This is a genomic window from Clostridioides sp. LIBA-7602, assembly GCF_056688945.1.
Genome location: NZ_CP196991.1, coordinates 3,371,993 through 3,391,056 on the forward strand (window position 1 = coordinate 3,371,993; position 19,064 = coordinate 3,391,056).

General features: G+C 28.3%; 18 protein-coding genes. 1 reads left to right on the top strand and 17 read right to left on the bottom strand.

Annotation, left to right across the window (positions count from 1 at the left end):
* Window positions 1–144 precede the first annotated feature (144 nt).
* On the top strand, window positions 145–846 hold the full coding sequence (locus tag ACTG45_RS15835) for a hypothetical protein (protein WP_021385821.1): 702 nt from the start codon (window positions 145–147) through the stop codon (window positions 844–846).
* 315 nt (window positions 847–1,161) lie between these two features.
* Here the strand turns inward: ACTG45_RS15835 and ACTG45_RS15840 are convergent, their stop codons facing one another.
* From ACTG45_RS15840 to ACTG45_RS15920, 17 genes are all read right to left on the bottom strand, one after another.
* Entirely contained in the window at window positions 1,162–1,782 is a 621-nt protein-coding gene (locus ACTG45_RS15840; RefSeq protein WP_479917402.1) for a YhbD family protein, read from the bottom strand.
* 7 nt (window positions 1,783–1,789) lie between these two features.
* On the bottom strand, window positions 1,790–2,557 hold the full coding sequence (locus ACTG45_RS15845; RefSeq protein WP_021385866.1) for a polymer-forming cytoskeletal protein: 768 nt from the start codon (window positions 2,555–2,557) through the stop codon (window positions 1,790–1,792).
* Window positions 2,558–2,597: 40 nt separating this feature from the next.
* On the bottom strand, window positions 2,598–3,419 hold the full coding sequence (locus tag ACTG45_RS15850; protein WP_479917403.1) for a hypothetical protein: 822 nt from the start codon (window positions 3,417–3,419) through the stop codon (window positions 2,598–2,600).
* 298 nt (window positions 3,420–3,717) lie between these two features.
* Window positions 3,718–5,628 (bottom strand): 2-aminoethylphosphonate--pyruvate transaminase, encoded by a 1,911-nt coding sequence (gene phnW, locus ACTG45_RS15855; protein ID WP_479917404.1) that lies wholly within the window; start codon window positions 5,626–5,628, stop codon window positions 3,718–3,720.
* Between the two features lie 258 nt (window positions 5,629–5,886).
* Window positions 5,887–6,672 carry a DeoR/GlpR family DNA-binding transcription regulator gene (locus ACTG45_RS15860; RefSeq protein WP_479919362.1) on the bottom strand — a complete coding sequence of 262 codons (786 nt, stop codon included), beginning with the start codon at window positions 6,670–6,672 and terminating at the stop codon, window positions 5,887–5,889.
* Between the two features lie 215 nt (window positions 6,673–6,887).
* Complete coding sequence (dltC, locus tag ACTG45_RS15865) at window positions 6,888–7,118, bottom strand: D-alanine--poly(phosphoribitol) ligase subunit DltC (RefSeq protein WP_003422749.1); 231 nt, start codon at window positions 7,116–7,118, stop codon at window positions 6,888–6,890.
* Window positions 7,119–7,136: 18 nt separating this feature from the next.
* Window positions 7,137–8,285, bottom strand: a complete 1,149-nt coding sequence (gene dltB / locus ACTG45_RS15870) for a D-alanyl-lipoteichoic acid biosynthesis protein DltB (protein ID WP_479919363.1) — start codon at window positions 8,283–8,285, stop codon at window positions 7,137–7,139.
* Window positions 8,285–9,799, bottom strand: coding sequence for a D-alanine--poly(phosphoribitol) ligase (locus ACTG45_RS15875; RefSeq protein WP_021385927.1), 1,515 nt, complete (start codon window positions 9,797–9,799; stop codon window positions 8,285–8,287). The genes dltB and ACTG45_RS15875 overlap by 1 nt, the downstream gene beginning before the upstream one ends.
* 120 nt (window positions 9,800–9,919) lie before the next feature.
* Complete coding sequence (dltD, locus tag ACTG45_RS15880; protein ID WP_021385877.1) at window positions 9,920–11,110, bottom strand: D-alanyl-lipoteichoic acid biosynthesis protein DltD; 1,191 nt, start codon at window positions 11,108–11,110, stop codon at window positions 9,920–9,922.
* A gap of 243 nt (window positions 11,111–11,353) precedes the next feature.
* Complete coding sequence (locus ACTG45_RS15885) at window positions 11,354–12,325, bottom strand: Gfo/Idh/MocA family protein (protein ID WP_479917408.1); 972 nt, start codon at window positions 12,323–12,325, stop codon at window positions 11,354–11,356.
* A gap of 48 nt (window positions 12,326–12,373) precedes the next feature.
* A complete protein-coding gene (locus tag ACTG45_RS15890; RefSeq protein ID WP_021385901.1) occupies window positions 12,374–13,390 on the bottom strand; it encodes a Gfo/Idh/MocA family protein in 1,017 nt (338 codons plus the stop codon).
* A 179-nt stretch (window positions 13,391–13,569) separates the two neighbouring features.
* Window positions 13,570–14,109, bottom strand: a complete 540-nt coding sequence (locus ACTG45_RS15895; RefSeq protein WP_021385871.1) for a putative ABC transporter permease — start codon at window positions 14,107–14,109, stop codon at window positions 13,570–13,572.
* Between the two features lie 101 nt (window positions 14,110–14,210).
* Entirely contained in the window at window positions 14,211–14,891 is a 681-nt protein-coding gene (locus ACTG45_RS15900) for an HAD family hydrolase (protein WP_479919364.1), read from the bottom strand.
* A 28-nt stretch (window positions 14,892–14,919) separates the two neighbouring features.
* On the bottom strand, window positions 14,920–16,209 hold the full coding sequence (locus ACTG45_RS15905; RefSeq protein ID WP_479919365.1) for a hemolysin family protein: 1,290 nt from the start codon (window positions 16,207–16,209) through the stop codon (window positions 14,920–14,922).
* A 221-nt stretch (window positions 16,210–16,430) separates the two neighbouring features.
* Window positions 16,431–17,105: a flavodoxin family protein gene (locus ACTG45_RS15910; RefSeq protein ID WP_021385824.1), complete on the bottom strand. Its 675-nt coding sequence runs from the start codon at window positions 17,103–17,105 to the stop codon at window positions 16,431–16,433.
* Between the two features lie 25 nt (window positions 17,106–17,130).
* Window positions 17,131–18,474, bottom strand: coding sequence for a uracil-xanthine permease family protein (locus ACTG45_RS15915; RefSeq protein ID WP_479919366.1), 1,344 nt, complete (start codon window positions 18,472–18,474; stop codon window positions 17,131–17,133).
* 158 nt (window positions 18,475–18,632) lie between these two features.
* On the bottom strand, window positions 18,633–18,983 hold the full coding sequence (locus tag ACTG45_RS15920; protein WP_479919367.1) for a TIGR03792 family protein: 351 nt from the start codon (window positions 18,981–18,983) through the stop codon (window positions 18,633–18,635).
* Between the last annotated feature and the right edge of the window lie 81 nt (window positions 18,984–19,064).

Genomic DNA, 19,064 nt, shown 5'->3' on the forward strand with positions numbered 1-19,064 from the left:
TGTGCGTAGCTATTTTTTAATCAAAAACTACAAGATAGTTCCTTGTGATGGATAGCATTAAATGATATAATTTTATTCATAATCTGTACACAGATATTGATAAGAAATATACAAAACAATTTATTAGAATTTGGAGGTAGAATTATGGAACGTCTTATAACTGAATGTTATGAATTTATGAAGGACTGCAACTTGACTTATGCTTTTTGTGGTGGGTATGCAATAGAATTATTTACAAATATAAAAACGCGTACTCATTCAGATGTAGATATAACGTTATTTTCTGAAGATAGAAAACATATCATTGACTACATACTTGGTAAAGGCTGGGATATTTATGAACATCTACATTCAGAGAATTGTCTAAGAAAAATTACTAACTCTAACGATGAAAGAGCTTTAAATTGTTTTTATGTGTGGGCAATAAAGCCGAACTGTTCATTTTTCAAAATAGAACCCACACCCTATGAAGATGATATTTTCAGTTTTGAAATTTTAGATAAAGAACAAACAAATTTTGATTTTATTGATATTATCTTTAATACAAGAAAAAACGGAGAATTTATTTGTGATAAAGAAAAAAACATATCGAGAGAACTTGATAAGGCAATATTATATCGTAATAATATACCATTTTTAGCTCCAGAAGTAATACTGTTTCTTATTGCAAATCCAGCATATCTTGAATCCGATTATCATAGAGAAAAAAACAGTCTTGATTTTGAATTTACTTCTCCTTTACTATCAAAAGAAAGTCTGGAATGGCTTATAAACGCGATTAAAAAAGCATATCCAGAGGGTAATAAACGACTAGAGCAGATAATGGCTTTACAGCAAATATTATAAGTAAACTTTAAACCACCTTTAAATCCTCAGTTTCTAAATTAGCATAAAAATACCGTAAGGCACATAAATACAAACTATACTGGCATATAAGAACTTCTAAAGAAATAATCAAAAAGTATAGGTTTGATTTTACTTAAATATGTTTATAAGTACTATATTACCTTCATAACAGTAAAATGAACCATAAAGATTACTATAGATATAAAATATCCTTTGAATATAATTTATAGTAATACATTATGGTTCATTTTATTATTCCTTTAAAACTATAACTTCGTCTAAATTTATCTTAGCTAATTTAGATAGGATAATCTACTATGACAATCTTATACTAATATCATTTATTTCTTTCATCAAATCGACTTCAATAATTTTAACTACATCTTTTTCAAATCTTATCTTTTTGTAATCTAAACATCCTACTACAAATGGAACTCCAAACTTTCTAAATAAATAAATCTTACCATTTTCATTATATATTGCTGTAAAGTTTTCTTCTATTATGTTCACTATCAGTTTTAATTCTTCAAAAGTTATTGTAGATTTAACTAAGAATTTCTCTATTATATTCAATATAAGTAGTTCTTTTTTACCTATACTCTGCTCTTTTTTATATAAGTTTTGAAATATTTCCTTTGTATAATTACATATAACTTCTTTACTGAGAATAAAATCAATATCGAACTCTTTATTAGTATCTTTTTTCATAAACATATTTGCAATATCATCAAGAGAAGTCTCTTCTTTCATAGATAATATTAGTTCTATTCTCTCTAGTATTTTATCTCTTGGAAAGAACGTTTCTTGACCTGTAAAAGCTGATTTTTTTATAAACCATTCTTCTGGTATAATATTTTTTCTTTTCCATCTATATAATTGCCCATAAGATATATTAGTTTTACTCAGTAAATCTTTCTTAGATATTAATTCTTCCATAACTTCTCTAGCCCACCTTTATACTGTTTTTTACAGTAGAATTATCTGAAATTGATAAATTATCACTGTATTCAATATTTCCAACATCACAATTATCTACTAAAGATATATTTTTTCCACGTATATCTTTTATTGATGCATCCTCTAATTCAATAGTATCTCCCTCTATCAAATCACATTTAAATTTTCCAGAAAAAATATTAATAATTTTGATTAATTGAAAAGCATTTTTACTTCTTCCTATTTGTATATTGGTTGCTCCTATCTCCTTACAGTAAGAACCTCCTCCTGAGTAAACATATATATTTTCTCCATTTAAAAGGCCATCACATTTTATAGCTCCATATACCTTTATATCTTCACATTCTATATTTGCTTTATTTCTCATTTCACCATATATTTTTATATCTTGTGCATACATATTTTCATTTACACTTAATTGTCCTTTTATTGTAACATTATTACATTTCAGTTTCCCATCAACTTTCTGTTGAGCAGTTATAACCAAGTCATCTACCTCTGCATCTCCATCTATACTAAGTTGACCATTCACTCTTACACGTTCTGCTTTAAGATTACCTCTTATAACAGCCTTTCCATTTACTACAAAGTTTTTTATATTTATATTACCTTCAAACTTTGCATCTCCAAACACTTTTACTTCATCACTTGTAACATTGCCTTTTGATTTAGCACTTCCCATGATTTTTATGCTTTCATATTCCCCACTGCTTACAAAGCCTTCTCCAAGTATTTTTATAGACCCTTTTTCCATACTATTACCTCATTTTAAATTTTATTTTTAAAACCATTTATTACTTATCTTTCTTTAAGTTTACTGTCTCATTTATATTCTTTATTTCAGCAACTATTGAATCTTCATCAATCTCTATACTTTCACTGTACTCTAGACTTTCTATATAACAGCCCTTACCTACTTTAATATTTTTACCTCTCACAACTTTGATTTCACTATTTTCTAAGCTTATTTCATCTGCTTCTATAATATTTGCAAATAATTTACTTTCTGTATATGTTCTAATTGATAATAGACCTAAACCTATTAAATTTGAAGATACTTTTTCAAAATTTATGGACTTTTTTTCCAATATATGAAACTTTTTACAATAGTCTCCATGACCTTTTTTTATATTTATCCTACTTGCTCCAACTTCATTAAAATTAGAAATTCCATTCAAACTAATATTAATTTCTTCACAGTTTAAAAATCCGTTACAATTTAAAATTCCACTTAAATTGATGTTTTCACAATCTATATTCTCATTGGCCTTTAAATATCCTTTTCCATGAATAATATCCGACTTTATATTTCCCTCAACATTAATAATTCCACCAGTATCTATTTCGATAGAATTAATATTTCCTGTGCATTTAAGAAGTCCAGATATATCCACTTTTGAAGCCAATATATTTCCTTCCACTTTACTTAAACCTGATGTAAAAAATTCATTACATTCTGTTGTTCCAAACACTTTTGCTGAACCAGAAGAATCAAATTTACTACATTTTACATTTCCTTCTATCTTTCCTGTTCCTGTTACATTAACATTATCAAAAATTCCACCTTTACACTTTCCAACTCCATTAAAGTCTAGTGAATTTAATCCTTCATTCATAATGATATCCTTTCATTAACATATTTTATCCTTAAATTTAATATAACAAAACATTGTTACGTTGTCAAGTATAATAATTATACTCAATAAAACAATCCTCATTTAATATCTATTTCAATTTATATAAATAATCAAAAAAATAATAGGGAAATATTATATTCAAACTATAAATCTAAGTCGCTTAGATTTGTGGTTTAAGTAAAATATATCCCTATTACTCAGTCTTTATATATTTTTTTATATAAACTTATAAAGTATTATTCTCTAAACTCTATAATAATTCACAATCCGTCACCTTCTACATATTGATGAATTTTTCGATTATATCAGCCAATCTCTCCATGTCTGTTGGATAAACTTCTCCTATACTACCTATTCTAAATGTATCTATATCAGTCAATTTTCCTGGATAAATAACAAATCCATTCTCTTTTAGATAAGTATAAAATTCCATAAATTCAAATTTTGCATTTTTAGGATATAAAAAAGTTGTTATTACAGGTGATTGAGCACCATCATTTACTAAAGTGTCAAAACCTAAAGATTTTAATCTTGATGCTATTGTAAACTGATTCTCTTTATATCTAGCGTATCTTTTTTCAACAGAACCTTCTTCTTCTAACTCCAATAATGCTTGATAAAAGGCTCTTACAACATGTGTAGGTGAAGTAAATCTCCATTTACCATTATTCTTCTCCATAGTATCCCATTGTGCATACACATCAAGAGACAATGACTTAGCTATACCTTTACATTTAGATAATTCTTCTTTATTAGCTATTATAAAACCAAATCCAGGTACTCCTTGTATACACTTATTAGAGCTACTAACTAGAAAATCTATATTAAAATCTTCAACATCAATCTCAATTCCTCCAAAACTACTCATAGCATCAACTATATAAATCTTATTATATTCTTTTGCAAGTTTTCCTACTTCTTGTATAGGATTTAATCTACCTGTAGTAGTTTCACAGTGAACCATTGATATATGTGTTATATCTTTATTTTCCTTCAATAAATTTTCTACTACATTTAAATCAACTGCTTCTACATCTTTAAATGTACAATCAATAAATTCTATATTTAAATAATTACATATATCTTTCATTCTCTTTCCGTATGCTCCATTTGCAATTACAAGAAGTTTACCATCTTCTGGAATGGTACTTCCTATTGTAGCTTCCACTGAGAAAGTCCCACTTCCTTGCATTAATACACTTGTGTACTTATCTGTATTTTTTGTTCCTAGAGATACTAATCTTCTTCTGACATCTTGTACTAAGTCATTATATTCAACATCCCAAGTACACCAGTCTTTTAACATAGACGCCCTTACTGATTTAGTAGTAGATAGTGGCCCTGGTGTAAGCAATATGTAATCATTTTCTGGTACAAAGTCTGACTTAATAGTTTCACTTTCTATTTTTACTAAAACATCTTCTAATTGAGCCATAGTTTCTATTACAAAATGTGCACCTGCTTCTTTAAATTTCTTTGAAACTGCATCCATCTTAACTTTTAACTCTTCTTTATCCATGTTATCTACTTCTTCTTGTGTAAGTCCTAATTCACTTGAACCTTTTATTACAGCAACACTCCACATTCCTGCATTTACGCCTTCTTTTACATCACTTATTGTATCTCCTACTTTTACCATAGAACTCATAGGTGATACTCCTAGAGCTTCAGCATTTTTATAGCACATCCAAGGATATGGTCTTCCTTGAGATACTTCTGATGGTGTTACAAGAAAATCTGGTGAGTACCCTTTTTTTGCTGCGTTTGGTTCAACTATATTCATCATCTCTCTTGTATAACCTGTCGTAGAACCTATTTTTAATCCATTCTTTCTTAATTTCTCAACAGTTTCAACAACATGAGGAATTGGAGTTGTATATTCTTCTAATGTTTCAAATAACATTGGCTCAAATTCAGCATAAAGCTCATTCACATCTTCTTCAGTTGGTACTTTACCAAACTTTTCTGACCAAAGTTTTTTTATTCTATCCATTTCACACATTTCTCTTATATGGTCTATCTTTAATTTTCCCATAGGCTTTCTTGCTTCTTCCATTGTTACATCTATACCTCTTCTTTTAAATATCTCTATGAATACATTAAGAGGTGCAAAACATCCATAATCAACTGTTGTTCCAGCCCAATCAAATACTACTGCCTTTATTTTTTCTCCATATATCTTTTTCATATTTATAGCCCCCATAGATTCTTTTTAGAATTTTTGTGTTTTTAATTGTTTTTACTTTTAAAGTATAACTTTTACATGTTAATTATACATCATATTTAGGTTAAATGTATATTAAATTTCTGTTTTTAGTTGGTTTTAGTTGGTTATACTTGTTTTTACTATTCTATATAAAAACTTCACAAAACTCCAAATTATAAGTTGAAATTTCCTTTTTCATATAAATCTATGAGTCAGTTACATTTTATAATTTTATTTTATTTATTTTGCTTCTATCCATGTTATGTTTATTTCATTTAATTTATCTCTCCATTCATTTGGAGGTTCTATATCACAAATTACAAAATCCAATTCTTCTAAATCTGCTATCTTATACATACTTACAATTCCAATTTTAGAACTATCGCACAGTACAAAACTCTCTTTTGAATTTTTTATATATTCTTTTGATAACAGTGCTTTATTTTGGTCTATACTACTAATCCCAAAGCTATCAAGTATACCTTCACTAGATATAAAGGCTTTATCCACATATAAGTTTCTCATAGTATCTATTGACATTGGACATGCTGTTCTTTGATGCTTTAAATTTACTTTTCCCCCAATAAATATAACTTCCCCATCAAATAAACCTTGATTTTCATAAGAAATCAACTTTGATAGTACAGGATAAGAATTTGTAATAACTTTTAGATTTTTTACGGATACTATGTAATCCACAATTTGTAAATTAGTAGTACCTTCATCTATGACAATTGATTCATTATCATTCACGAATTTAGCTGCATATTTAGCAATACTCTGTTTTTTATCTAAATTAGTACTATTTCTCTTTATATGCGCTGGTTCAATTACTCCATAATTTATTTTTACAGCACCACCATAAACCTTATTTAATTTATTTTCATTTTCTAATTCTTCCAAATACCTTCTTATTGTTTCTGATGATACCTCTAGTTTTTTTACTAACTCTTTTGTATTTACTTTACCTTTTGAATCTAATAATTTAAGTATTTCTTTCTTTCTATCTATTGAATTTAAAGACATTGACTTTCCTCCTAAATATGTATATTTTGCTCCTATAATATTACAATAATACCTACCTTTACAAAATTATTATTCCATGATAAACATTTTCACTCAATTAAAGTTCAATTTAAAAGAATGTATATTATAATAAAAAAAGTCCATCAAATATTAATATCAGATGGACTTGGTAAAACTTTATTTTATAAAATAATATTTAAAACTTAACTATTAATTTATTTTCTTGTCTCCAAGAATTTTACTAAATTATTTACAGTAGACATATCTTTTCTCTCTAAATCAGTTGGTTGAAGTTCTATACCTAGTCTATTTTCAATTTCAAGTAAAACCTCAATTATAGCTAATGAGTCTAAAAGCTCTGTCTCAAATAAGTTAAGGTCTAAATCTTCTCTTATCTCATCAGTTCCTAATACATCTTCAAATATTTCTATAACTGTTTCTTGCATAAATTTGCCTCCTTAAAATTAAGCTAAATAACCTGAGAATATCAGTAATCCAAAACATACAATATGGAATGTAATGAAAATTTGAACTCTCTCGAACCATTTTTCTTTTTTATGTTTTTTATAAAATTTAGATTTTCTCTGATATATATCAGTTAAAACAAGCGCTAGTCCTTGATATACTCCATATACAACGTAATACCAAGTTAGCCCATGCCAAAATCCCATAGTTATCATGGTTATCATCTGAGCTACATGAGCAGCAGTAGTCCTTTTCTTAAACCTTTTCTTTCTCATTGATGACATAACGAATCTTGAAAAAATATAATCTCCAAACCATCTTGAAAGACTTATATGCCATCTTGTCCAGAATTCCTTCATATCTTTACTGATGAATGGCTTGTCAAAGTTTATAGGTACTTGTATTCCAAATATGTATCCTGCCCCTATAGCAAATAGACTATAACCTGCAAAGTCGAAGAATAAGTATAAGCTGTATGCATACATATAGCTTAAAATATTTATAAAACTCATATCTTTAGGTATTCTTGATACCCAATATGTATTTATCAAAAATGCTATAACAAACTTATAACCTACACCCATAACAATATTTTTTATTCCAGGCAGCAAGTATTCTTCTAGATACTCTTTTCTAGATATTTGTTTTTCCAAATCTTGCTCAAAACGTCTTGACCTATCAATAGGACCAGAACTTAATGTTGGAAAAAATAGCATAAAATAAAGCATTTTTGAAATTTTAACTTCTTTTATAGCTCCATCATAAATCTCAATAACCATTTGTATAGTTCTGAAATTTAAGTATGATATTCCAATAAATCCAATTATCCCAAAAGAAGTAACTGGAGATATTTTGTTGATTATTATTGGGAGCATTGATGCAAACAAGAAGCCCCAATATATGTATTTATTTTTAGTTTTTCTTCTTACATATTCATATCCTTTAACTATTATCACTTCAAAAATAATAAATATCACTAGGTATTTTAGTTGGACATCCATTCCTACAATTAAGAATACCATGAATAAACTTGCCAACATACCATAATACTTTATATTCTTACCCATTAGACCTAAAATCACTGCTGGTATTGATGTTAATAATAATATATAAAGATAAAAATAATCTCCATACTGTGAAAAAATCATTAAATTTCCTCCATAAGTTTCTTTCTGTCTATTTTACCATTGATATTTGTTGGAAACTTAGAGATTATTGAAATATTTCTTGGAATCATATATGAAGGTATATATTTTCCAAGTTCCTTTTTTATTACCATCCCATTTTTAATATTACTTAAATCATTCTTTTCATTTAACTCAACAATACCTTTTAAGTAAGCAATTTTTTCATCCTTATATATTGGTAAAACTACTGCATTTTTTACATTATGTACTTTTCTTAAGTTATTCTCTATATCTTCTATTTCAATTCTAAATCCATTTAATTTTATTTGGAAGTCTTTTCTTCCACAATAGTATATGTTTCCATCTAGAAGATATCCCATATCTCCAGTTTTATAAGCTCTCCATTTTACACCATCTATTTCATCATAGAAGAATACTTCGTCAGTTTTTTCTTTATTATTAAAATAACCTTTAGAAACTGATGGCCCAATTATTATAATCTCACCTTTTTCATTTTCTTCAAGCTCATTTCCATCCTCATCAAGTATTTTTATTTTGCAGTTTGGCATAGGATATCCAACTGGAAGACTTTTTTCATCCTCTATGGCTTCCTGAGTCATATCATTTACACTCACACCAACAGTAGCTTCAGTTGGTCCATATCCATTGATGACTCTTGTATTTGGAAATCTACTCATAAGTTCCTTAGTGAGATTTTTTGAAAGTGCTTCTCCTATGAATATCATTGATTCAAGTTTAGGAAGCATCTTACTATTAAATTCTTTTTCTGTTACACATACACCTGCAAAAGACGGAGTTGACACCCATACAGCTATATCTGACATACTAAACTGTCTAAATAGTTCTTTATAGTCTGCTAATACATCTTTTGATATTGAAAATAAGGTTGCTCCATGAATAAGACCAGGATATATTGTTGTAACTGAAAGGTCAAAAGAATATGCTGCTTGATTCATTATTACTTTTTCACTTCCATCTATATTTAGATATGGGCTTATCCAATCCGAAAAGCTATCTAAATTGTTTGAACTTATTTGAACCCCTTTTGGTTTTCCTGTACTTCCTGAGGTAAACAGTATATATGCATTTTCATCATCTTTTACCCAGTTTTCTTTATGTAATGATTTTCCTTGATATTCATTTATTATGTTATTTAGTTTGTCCATATCAATTACATTGATATCTCCAAAATCTTTTTCATCACTAAAATTAAATAATACCTTTGGTTTTATCTCTTTAGTAACTTCAAAAACTCTATCTATTGGAAAACTAATGTCAAGAGGTACATATGCTCTACCTGATTTTAAAGCTCCTATCATACATGCCATTATCATATTTTCTTTATTTCCATAAATCACTATTGGAGTATCTTCTTCTTTGTATACATCTTTTAGAAATACTGATATAGCATCTGAATACTGATTTAAATCTTTATAAGAAAGTTTATTTCCATTACACATTAGTGCTATTCTATCTGTATTTGAATATTTTTTTATTCCTTCAATAATTTTCATATAAAAATTCTCCTTTAAAATCCGTTATAAATAAATGGCAATTCTTTAAATGGAGTAAATGTTAGTACTCCTATCGCCAATATTATAACCATAGTTAAACAAATACTAGTTACCAATTCCTTATTGCTCTTTAAATATTTTAAATAATCTCTCACAGACATCTACCCATCCTTTCGTACCAAGATGCATTACATCTCTTAAATAATATTTATCTGACCCTTTATCTTTAAGATTTAGAACTTCAAAACCCTTACTTTCTGCTATTTTTTGTGCTTTATCATAGTATTGGTCTCTTTCTTTTTCAGATATCCCAGTCAAATCATAGAATTTACCCATACTTGGGATTAGTACAACAACTGGCTTAATATCTAAGTCAGTACATACATTTAGCATAAGTTTATAACTTTCAAACTCCTTAGAAGTTAATAAATCTACGTCTTTATCTCTTCCTTTAAATTGTTCTATACCATCCTTAAAATGCATTTGATAATAATATTTATCAATATTTAGTGGATTTTTACCAACTCTTTTTTTAGCATCTTCAATAGCTTTCTTTCTCTCATGTGACCAATTTATTGACCCTTTTCTTTTTCCTTTTCTTCTTTCATCTAGCCTAATTAATTTTTTATAAAGTATCCCTTTTTCTTTAAGAGCTATACAATACTTTCTTCCTTGAAAATAAGGCTCTAAAATCACCTTCTCAGCTTTTTCCGACAAGGTCTTAGGTTCATATAATTTTGCATATAGTGCCTCTGCTTTATACTCGTCACTTCCCCATAATAGTTTGCTTGATTTTTTTGCATATTCAATCTTATTTTCTTTAGATATTTTTGGATTATCTAAAAACCTATAAAATTGTATTGGTGAAAATCTAGACTGATAATGATGGCTTGTTACCCCATCCTTCTCCATAAACCATTGCATAGAAATTAACAAGACAACTTTCTTATTGTCAACATTAGGATTCATACTTCCTAATATTGCAGCATCTTGTAATGTCTGAGTATAGGCTCTCCCAATTGCAAATACCTTATCTTTACTTCTATCTGTGTTAAAATAGTACTTTGGATGTTGTTTTGTTGAATTACCAAGTTCTGATGACCCCAAAATCATAATATCTTTTTCTCTTAAAAAATGATTATTTGCTGTAACTCCTTTATCCTTTATATCACTTAAAGTATCATCCATAATTGGAATTAGATTTTTCTCCCTCAAAAGTTCATCAGTTTTAGAATCAAGAAATTTGTCTAGCCCAAATAAAAATACTACGCCTATTATAAACGGAGTAATAAAGTATATCAATTTTCTCATATTTTCTCTCCTCTAAAAATATTCAAATTTATGTTATTATTAATCATATTAGTTTTGATGTATATATTCAACTACAAAATTGTAATAAAATCGTCAAAACTTTTTTTGATACTGTTACAAAATTGTAAAAAAAATAAAAAAAAAGTACTAAAAGAGAGTTTCCTCTTAGTACTTTTTTATACTTATAATCTGACATTTTAATACTTAATTATGTATACATTTTAACTTAATCTAAAATTAAATTTATTCAAAAGTATACTTTAATCCCCATTGATTTCTTATCTCATCCATTAAATCCATAACATCTACAGACAATTCTATAGTATCAGCTTTTACTTTATTTAAGATACAATTATTAATATATTCAATTTCATACTTTAGAGCTTTTTCTGTATATCCACATTCTATATTTTCAATTCTTCCATCATCTGTATAAGTTATTGTAGCTTTTGATGCTCTTGGAAAATTTTCTACAGCTATAAATCCTAATTCACCTGCAACAATACCTCTTTTAGGCATCTTAGCTCTCATAGTTAATGATATTACGGCCATCTCATCGTTAGAATTTTTTAAAATTATTCCAGATTGTTCATCTACACCTGTTTCAAAGTTTTTAACAGTTGTTAAAATCTCACTTGGTTGAGTTGACATAAAGTATCTAGTAAATGAAAGTGCATATGTACCAATATCGAGTAATGCTCCTCCAGCTAAGTCTTGGCTAAAAAATCTATTATTAACATCATACTCTTTACAACTTCCGAAAGATACTTGTATCATTTTAATTTTTCCCAAAGTTCCAGATTCTATTATATCTTTTAATTTTTTATATAAAGGCATATAATAAATAGTCATTGCCTCTGCTACTATTAAGTTCTTTTCATTAGCTAAAGTTACTATCTCTTTTAGTTGACTTCCATTTACTGTTATAGCCTTTTCACAAAAAACATGTTTTCCATTTTCTAAGCTTTTCATTATATATTCATAATGGTTACAATGTGGAGTAGATATATACACTACATCTATTTCCTCATTCTTTAACATTTTATCATAATCATCATACACTTTTTCTATACCAAACTTGTTTGCAAAGTTCTCAGCTCTTTCAATACTTCTTGAAGCAACTGAATACACGCTACAATTTAACTCATTCATAGCTTGTGCAAACTCTGAAGCAATAGTCCCAGGTCCCAATACAGCCCACTTTATATTATACATATACATCTCCTCACACTTTTATATATTATCAATACTTTACAATATAAATTACATACTATCAGCTGGATAAACAATATTACATTGTCTTCTTATCTCATCCATAAGTTCCATTACAATTATTGAGTTTTCATGAGAGTTTATATTAGACTCTATTTTATTGTTATTTATAAGACTTATAAACTCCACAAGTTCATAATACATTCCTTCTATTTCTCTAGGTTTTTCCTCTTCTTTTTCTTTTAAAATAGATATATCTTCTTCTCTTCCATCTCTATACTTTATAATAGCTTTTTCAAATAGATTCAGTTTTTCAATTATTATGCTACCTTCTTCTCCTTGTATCTCAGATGGTATATAAGAATCAGCTATTTTTGAATATTGAATTATTGCATCCATATCGTCATATTGAAATACAGCTGAACCTTCTCCATCAACTCCAGTTTGAAGTATATGAGAAGTTGCCTTCACTGACTTTGGAGCTCCAAATAAATTTACCATAGGATGTATACAATACACCCCTATATCCATTAATGCACCATTCGATAATTCTTTTTTAAAAGCATTTTCTATAATTCCATTCTTATATTTATCATATCTTGAAGAATACTGACAATAACTTCCAAAGTATCGTCTTATCTTTCCTATTTTATACAAGTTTTCTTTAACTGACTTAAAGTTTGGAACACATGTAATCCTCATAGCTTCCATAAGAAGTACATTATTATCTCTAGCTGTTTCTATCATTAGTTTTACTTCTTTTAAATTAGATGCTAATGATTTTTCACAAAGTACATGTTTTTTGTATTTTAAACAAGTAAGAGCTTGTTTTGAATGTATAGCATTTGGAGAAGCTATATATATAGCATCTATATCGTTTGATTTAGCCATTTTTTTTAAATCATCAAAAAAAATACTTGCTCCATGTGACTCTCCAAATTCCTTAGCTTTTTCTAAGTCCCTTGAATATACAGCAACCAATTCAAATTCTTTAATTCTAGAAGCAGCTCTTAGAAATGTTTTTGCTATATTACTTGTACCAATAATACCAAATCTTACTTTACTCATTATCAATCACTCCCTATTTTATATGATTTATTTTGATTTAAGTAGAAAACTTTATAACCTATTATAATATTCTCAAATAAATTCATCAAATAAAAAAGAAAGCTAATTTTAAATGATTTCATCATTTTAACATAGCTTTCTTTCTACTACAATCTAAGTTTAACCTATACTTTTTAAAGTTATCTTTCTACTATATCTCTATTTCCTCTCAATAGTTTTATAGTAAAAATTTCATCTATAAACAGTGCTATCAATAGTACAGTTACAAGAATTGGCCAATAAGGCATTATAAGTCGATACAAGTTATCAACTATATATACTTGAAAATATCTTACTCCAATAAAAGTCAATATAGTCCAGTACATAGAAAACTTTAGACATACTATTCCTCTACTATTGTACTTGTAATCAGAGTAATCCCAATATACCTTATTAAAATATATTTTCATAAGTATACCTGTAATATATTCTACGGTTGTTGGTACCAGTAAACATAACAAAAGCAATGCAAATATATTATTAGGGTCAATAAATCTTGAGACCTCTACTATAATCGACATTGCAATTGCATACATTGGCTTAAATGGACCGTTTAAAAATCCATCCTCTTGAAAATGACCTTGTGTATAATAACTGTATAAGTTTTCAATTATCCAACCTATAAAACCATACAAGAAAAAATTAAATAAAAAATATAATAGAGAGCTTACATTATCCATGAATATTCCTCCTAGTTGTTTATAATTATTTTTTCTCATATTCATGGATTTATTCTAAATCAAAGAAATTATATTTAATTTGTTTAATTTAACATTTTATATTATAGGTTATTACATGTTTTAGAATTTAAACTTTTTAGATATTCTCTAACTTCTAGTAAATTTTCAAGTATCTTATGTGATTGTGCTTTAATCTGTTCATCTGGTTCTTTTAAATCTGGTACATTTATACACCTTATGCCACCATTATATGCAGCTTCCACTCCCATAGGGGAATCCTCTATAACAATACAATTTTGGGGATTTACATTTATCTTTTTAGCTGCTTTTAAGAATATCTCTGGATTTGGTTTAGAGTTTATAACGTCGTCACCACAGACTATAGCATCAAAGTAATTTTTTAAATTTGCTTTGGCTAATCTCTTTACTGCTCTTTCTCTCTTTGTAGATGTAGCAACAGCCATTTTATATCCACTTTCCTTTAAAAAAGAGATTAATTCATTTACTCCTAATTTGATAGGAGCCCCTTCTCTATCCATAAATTCAATCATGTTTTTAGTTTTTTCATCATATAAATCTATTATTGGCACAGAGCTATCGTATATATTCGTAAGACCTTCTATTATCCCCTTACGATTTCTTCCCATAACTGATGTGTATATTTCTTTAGTCATAGTATATCCATGCTTTTCAAATGTCTCTATCCAAAATTCAAGAGATATTCTCTCTGAATCAAACAAGACTCCATCCATATCAAAAATAATTCCTTCTACTTTTTGCATACAATTCCTCCAATATTTTTTGATATAATTATATTACACTTTTTATGATTAATTTTACAACCCTCAATTTATCTAATTCTAATATGGTGAAATTATAATTTTCAAAAGTCACACTTTGATTTACTTTAATATTTGAACCAAGCATATAAGATATCCATCCACCTATACTGTCAAACCCATCATGTTCTATATCAAGCCCAAAATACTTATTAATATAGTTAATCGACTCAGTTCCATCAACTAAATAAGAATCTGCTCCTATTTTCTTAATATGAGTCTCTTCTTTATCAAATTCATCTTGGATTTCTCCAACTATTTCTTCTAGTATATCTTCTATTGTAACCACGCCAGATGTACCACCGTATTCATCCACGACTATAGCAAGTTGAAGCTTCTCTTTTCTTATTCTTTCAAGAGCTTTATCTATAGTTAAGTTTTCAGATATATATATAATATCCCTCAACATCTGTTCTAGTTCAATTTTATTTTCATTTATCTTTTGATTATATAAATCTCTTATATGTACAAAACCTAATATATCATCTTTATTTTTTCTACATACTGGGTATCTTGTAACACCTTCTTCGTTTAAAGTAGATAATATCTTTTCTTCTGAATCACTTTCATATATACATACCATATCAGTTCTAGGCACCATTATCTCTCTAATTTTCTTTTCCTCAAATTCGAAAATATTATCAACCAATCTTTGCTCTGATTCATCTATAAGCCCACTTCTATAACTTTCTTCCACCAATAATCTTATTTCATCACCTGTATGTGGTTCATCAACCTCATCACCTTGTGAATATCCAAAGGGTTTAAGAAATAAATCAGTACTTAGGTTGAAAAAATATATTACTGGATAAGTTAACTTGTAAAACCCTATTAATAAAAAAGATGTACTTAGCATTATTTTTTCTGTATTATAAAGTGCTAAAGCTTTAGGAACTAATTCTCCTATTACAACTTCTACCATCGTTATAATTAAAAATGAAATAGAAATTGATATAGTATATATAATACTTTCACTAAGATTAAAGATACTTATTATTGGTAAAATTAACTCTTTAACTGTAGATTCTCCCATCCAACCTAATGCAAGTGAACAGAGTGTTATCCCAAGTTGACATGCAGAAAGATAGGAATTTAAATTATCTTTTATTGTTTTACATCTTATTGCATTATTATTGCCTTCAGCTATCATAGTATCTATTCTAGAACTACGAAGCTTTACCATAGCAAATTCACAAGCTACAAAAAAAGCATTTATCAAAACAAGTACTGCTATAAGTGTTACATTTAATAAATCCCGCATAAAGTATTGGTTCTTATAATATAAGAAATCTATAAGAACTCAAAGTTCCCCCCTTATATTTCTAAAATTTAATTTATAATATATATTCTATCATATTTATTAATATATCTTACTTTATTACAAATAATTTTTATATACCAAATAACCCCTTTTAATATTTATGATAGTCTATCTAATAAACATTAAAAGGGGTTATTTAAATATATATCAGCAAATAAATTCTAGTGGTCTTTTACTGGACTCTTTTCATCTTCACTTAATATTCCTAGTTCATCTTTTTCTGTATTCCATTTTTCAAGTCCATATTTAGATACCTTAACAGCTTCAGCTATCCCTCTACCAAGTCTTTTTATAGTATTCATACCTACCTCATCTTCTTTTGCACCTTGTTCCTTTGCGTCCTTACTCCAAATACTAGCACCAGTATATCCCCCAATAAGACCTCCTGTTACCAACACCTCATGCATTAAAAAGAAATTTATAATTGGCAACCTAGCCATTTCTTGACCACCATATCTAGTCCCTCCAGTAGTTATGGCAGCACCTACCTTGTTTTGTAAATTACACCCATGTACCAAATACATATGTCTCAATCTATTTAATACAGCAGTCAATTGAGCAGTTATACCCATATCATAAACAGGAGAACCTATTATAAATCCATCTGCTTCTAGTAATTTTTTTTCTAATTCTCCCATATCATCTTGTATTGTACATTTTTCTGCTTTTCTCATACAAGCATCGCAATGTATACATGGGGCTATATTCTTCCCTCTTACAGTCCAAAAATCAACTTCTATCCCTGGTATCTTTTTAGCTTCTTCCAGTGCTTGTAGTATTGCATATTCAGTTGCTCCCTTTCTTGGACTTCCACATATTCCCAATATTTTAGCCATGACTATACCTCCTATAAATTTTAATTTAAGCCTCTATTTTTATATCATTAGACTTATTCGATTTTATTGATAATATATACTTAATTATCATTGCTACGATAAATACTGATACTATACAAGAGTTTCCAACTAAAGTTCTAATAAGCTCTGGAAACTTTTCCAATGTCTGAGGTACAGAAGTTATACCTATACTTAAAGTAATTGATACTCCAGCTATAAGATTGTTATCTGATGTAAATCCTGATTGACTTATCATATCATAACCAGCCATAGCAATTGATGAAAATACGATTAAAGTAACGCCTCCTATTATACATGAAGGTATAGTTGTTATTATTGCTCCCAATAATGGCGAAAATCCAACCAGAATTAATACAACACCTGTAATTGCCAATACAAATCTACTAGTAACCTTGTTTATAGCTACAATTGCAGCATTTTGACCAAATACTCCAGTTGGTATTGAACTAAATATAGATGATATTATAGATGTTAATGCATTTCCCATTGTAGCAGATTCTAACTCTTTATCTGTAACCTCTCTATTCATAGCTCCCATAGTAGCAATTGTTGCAGCTCCCATCATATCAGCTATAGCTACCATAAACAGTATGGCAAACATCAATATTAAATCAAGTCTAAATTCTAGACCAAAAGCTAATGCTTTTGGAAATGAAAATATAGGAGTCCCTTGAACTGCTGAAAAATCAACCAATCCAAATACAAGTGATACTATATAACCAAATATTATACCTATTAAAATTGCGGCATCTTGAACCAATCCCTTACCAAATTTCATAAGCAAAATTATAGCTATAACGACCATAAGCCCAATCATGAAGTTTATAGGTTCTCCAAATGTCGCTGAACCTTCTCCTCCAGCTAAATTTTTTACAGCAGTTGGAAATAGGCTAATACCCATACAGGCAATCATTGTACCTGCTATAATTGGAGTAAATAAATGTCTTATCTTTTTAATTCCAAAAGCTATAAAGAATACTACTATTGCTCCACCAATTTGCGCTCCAAAAAGAGCTTTAAGTCCATATTTACCAGCTACTGAAAGACATGCTCCTAAAAATACATAATTTGTGCCCATTATTACAGGAAGCTTTGAACCCAACCTATAACCTTTAAATAATGGTATTGAATATAATTGTAGTAAAGTTGCTATTCCAGCTACCAACATAGCTCCTTGCATAAGCATAGTTGACATCTGTTTATCAAGTCCTACTATATTTGATATAAGCATGGCTGGAACCATGTTACCTGCTATCATTGAAACAAAATGCTGTAACCCTAAAGGTAATGCTTCCTTTAAAGGTGGTCTTCCCTCTAGATGAAATTTTGATGTATCGTGCTCTTCCATAAATAAATCCTCCCATAAATTTTATTTTCTTTACGACCATGAATTTATTAACAATCAATTTTGAGCTATACACACCTTAATATAGTTAATTTTCAACTTGAATGATGCTTATTTTGACCACAATATTATCTATGTATAGTTTTTAGTGACACTCAATTTTATTCCTTGTATTCTCTAAGTTTATATCTTTTATTGACCTCATGCTCTGCCTTTATAAATTCTAAATTTCCCTCACCCATCAATTCAGACATTTTTCTCTTTCTATCAGAGAGCCAGTTTTTATCAATATTTTTATAGTACTTATAATCAGTCCAATATATTATTGATGTTATTTCTCCTGGATTACTTTCACTAATCCATATCTCAGAACCAGCAAATCCCTCTAATAATTCCAGACCTTTAACCCAAATCTCATAATCTAACTGTAAATACTTTTCTATTAAGTTGGTATTTATCCTGAAAGTTAGTTCTTCAACAAACAAAGGTTTTTCAAATACTTTTAATTTCATATTATATACTCCCTTCTTTAATATTTGACTACTTTTTCTATACCACTATTTTCAACTTAATCCACCTATATATAACCACTT

Coding starts and splice junctions, on each gene's coding strand:
- ACTG45_RS15835 (WP_021385821.1), top strand. CDS start 145: ATGGAACGTCTTATAACTGAATGTTATGAATTTATGAAGGACTGCAAC.
- ACTG45_RS15840 (WP_479917402.1), bottom strand. CDS start 1,782: ATGGAAGAATTAATATCTAAGAAAGATTTACTGAGTAAAACTAATATA.
- ACTG45_RS15845 (WP_021385866.1), bottom strand. CDS start 2,557: ATGGAAAAAGGGTCTATAAAAATACTTGGAGAAGGCTTTGTAAGCAGT.
- ACTG45_RS15850 (WP_479917403.1), bottom strand. CDS start 3,419: ATGAATGAAGGATTAAATTCACTAGACTTTAATGGAGTTGGAAAGTGT.
- phnW (WP_479917404.1), bottom strand. CDS start 5,628: ATGAAAAAGATATATGGAGAAAAAATAAAGGCAGTAGTATTTGATTGG.
- ACTG45_RS15860 (WP_479919362.1), bottom strand. CDS start 6,672: ATGTCTTTAAATTCAATAGATAGAAAGAAAGAAATACTTAAATTATTA.
- dltC (WP_003422749.1), bottom strand. CDS start 7,118: ATGCAAGAAACAGTTATAGAAATATTTGAAGATGTATTAGGAACTGAT.
- dltB (WP_479919363.1), bottom strand. CDS start 8,285: ATGATTTTTTCACAGTATGGAGATTATTTTTATCTTTATATATTATTA.
- ACTG45_RS15875 (WP_021385927.1), bottom strand. CDS start 9,799: ATGAAAATTATTGAAGGAATAAAAAAATATTCAAATACAGATAGAATA.
- dltD (WP_021385877.1), bottom strand. CDS start 11,110: ATGAGAAAATTGATATACTTTATTACTCCGTTTATAATAGGCGTAGTA.
- ACTG45_RS15885 (WP_479917408.1), bottom strand. CDS start 12,325: ATGTATAATATAAAGTGGGCTGTATTGGGACCTGGGACTATTGCTTCA.
- ACTG45_RS15890 (WP_021385901.1), bottom strand. CDS start 13,390: ATGAGTAAAGTAAGATTTGGTATTATTGGTACAAGTAATATAGCAAAA.
- ACTG45_RS15895 (WP_021385871.1), bottom strand. CDS start 14,109: ATGGATAATGTAAGCTCTCTATTATATTTTTTATTTAATTTTTTCTTG.
- ACTG45_RS15900 (WP_479919364.1), bottom strand. CDS start 14,891: ATGCAAAAAGTAGAAGGAATTATTTTTGATATGGATGGAGTCTTGTTT.
- ACTG45_RS15905 (WP_479919365.1), bottom strand. CDS start 16,209: ATGCGGGATTTATTAAATGTAACACTTATAGCAGTACTTGTTTTGATA.
- ACTG45_RS15910 (WP_021385824.1), bottom strand. CDS start 17,105: ATGGCTAAAATATTGGGAATATGTGGAAGTCCAAGAAAGGGAGCAACT.
- ACTG45_RS15915 (WP_479919366.1), bottom strand. CDS start 18,474: ATGGAAGAGCACGATACATCAAAATTTCATCTAGAGGGAAGACCACCT.
- ACTG45_RS15920 (WP_479919367.1), bottom strand. CDS start 18,983: ATGAAATTAAAAGTATTTGAAAAACCTTTGTTTGTTGAAGAACTAACT.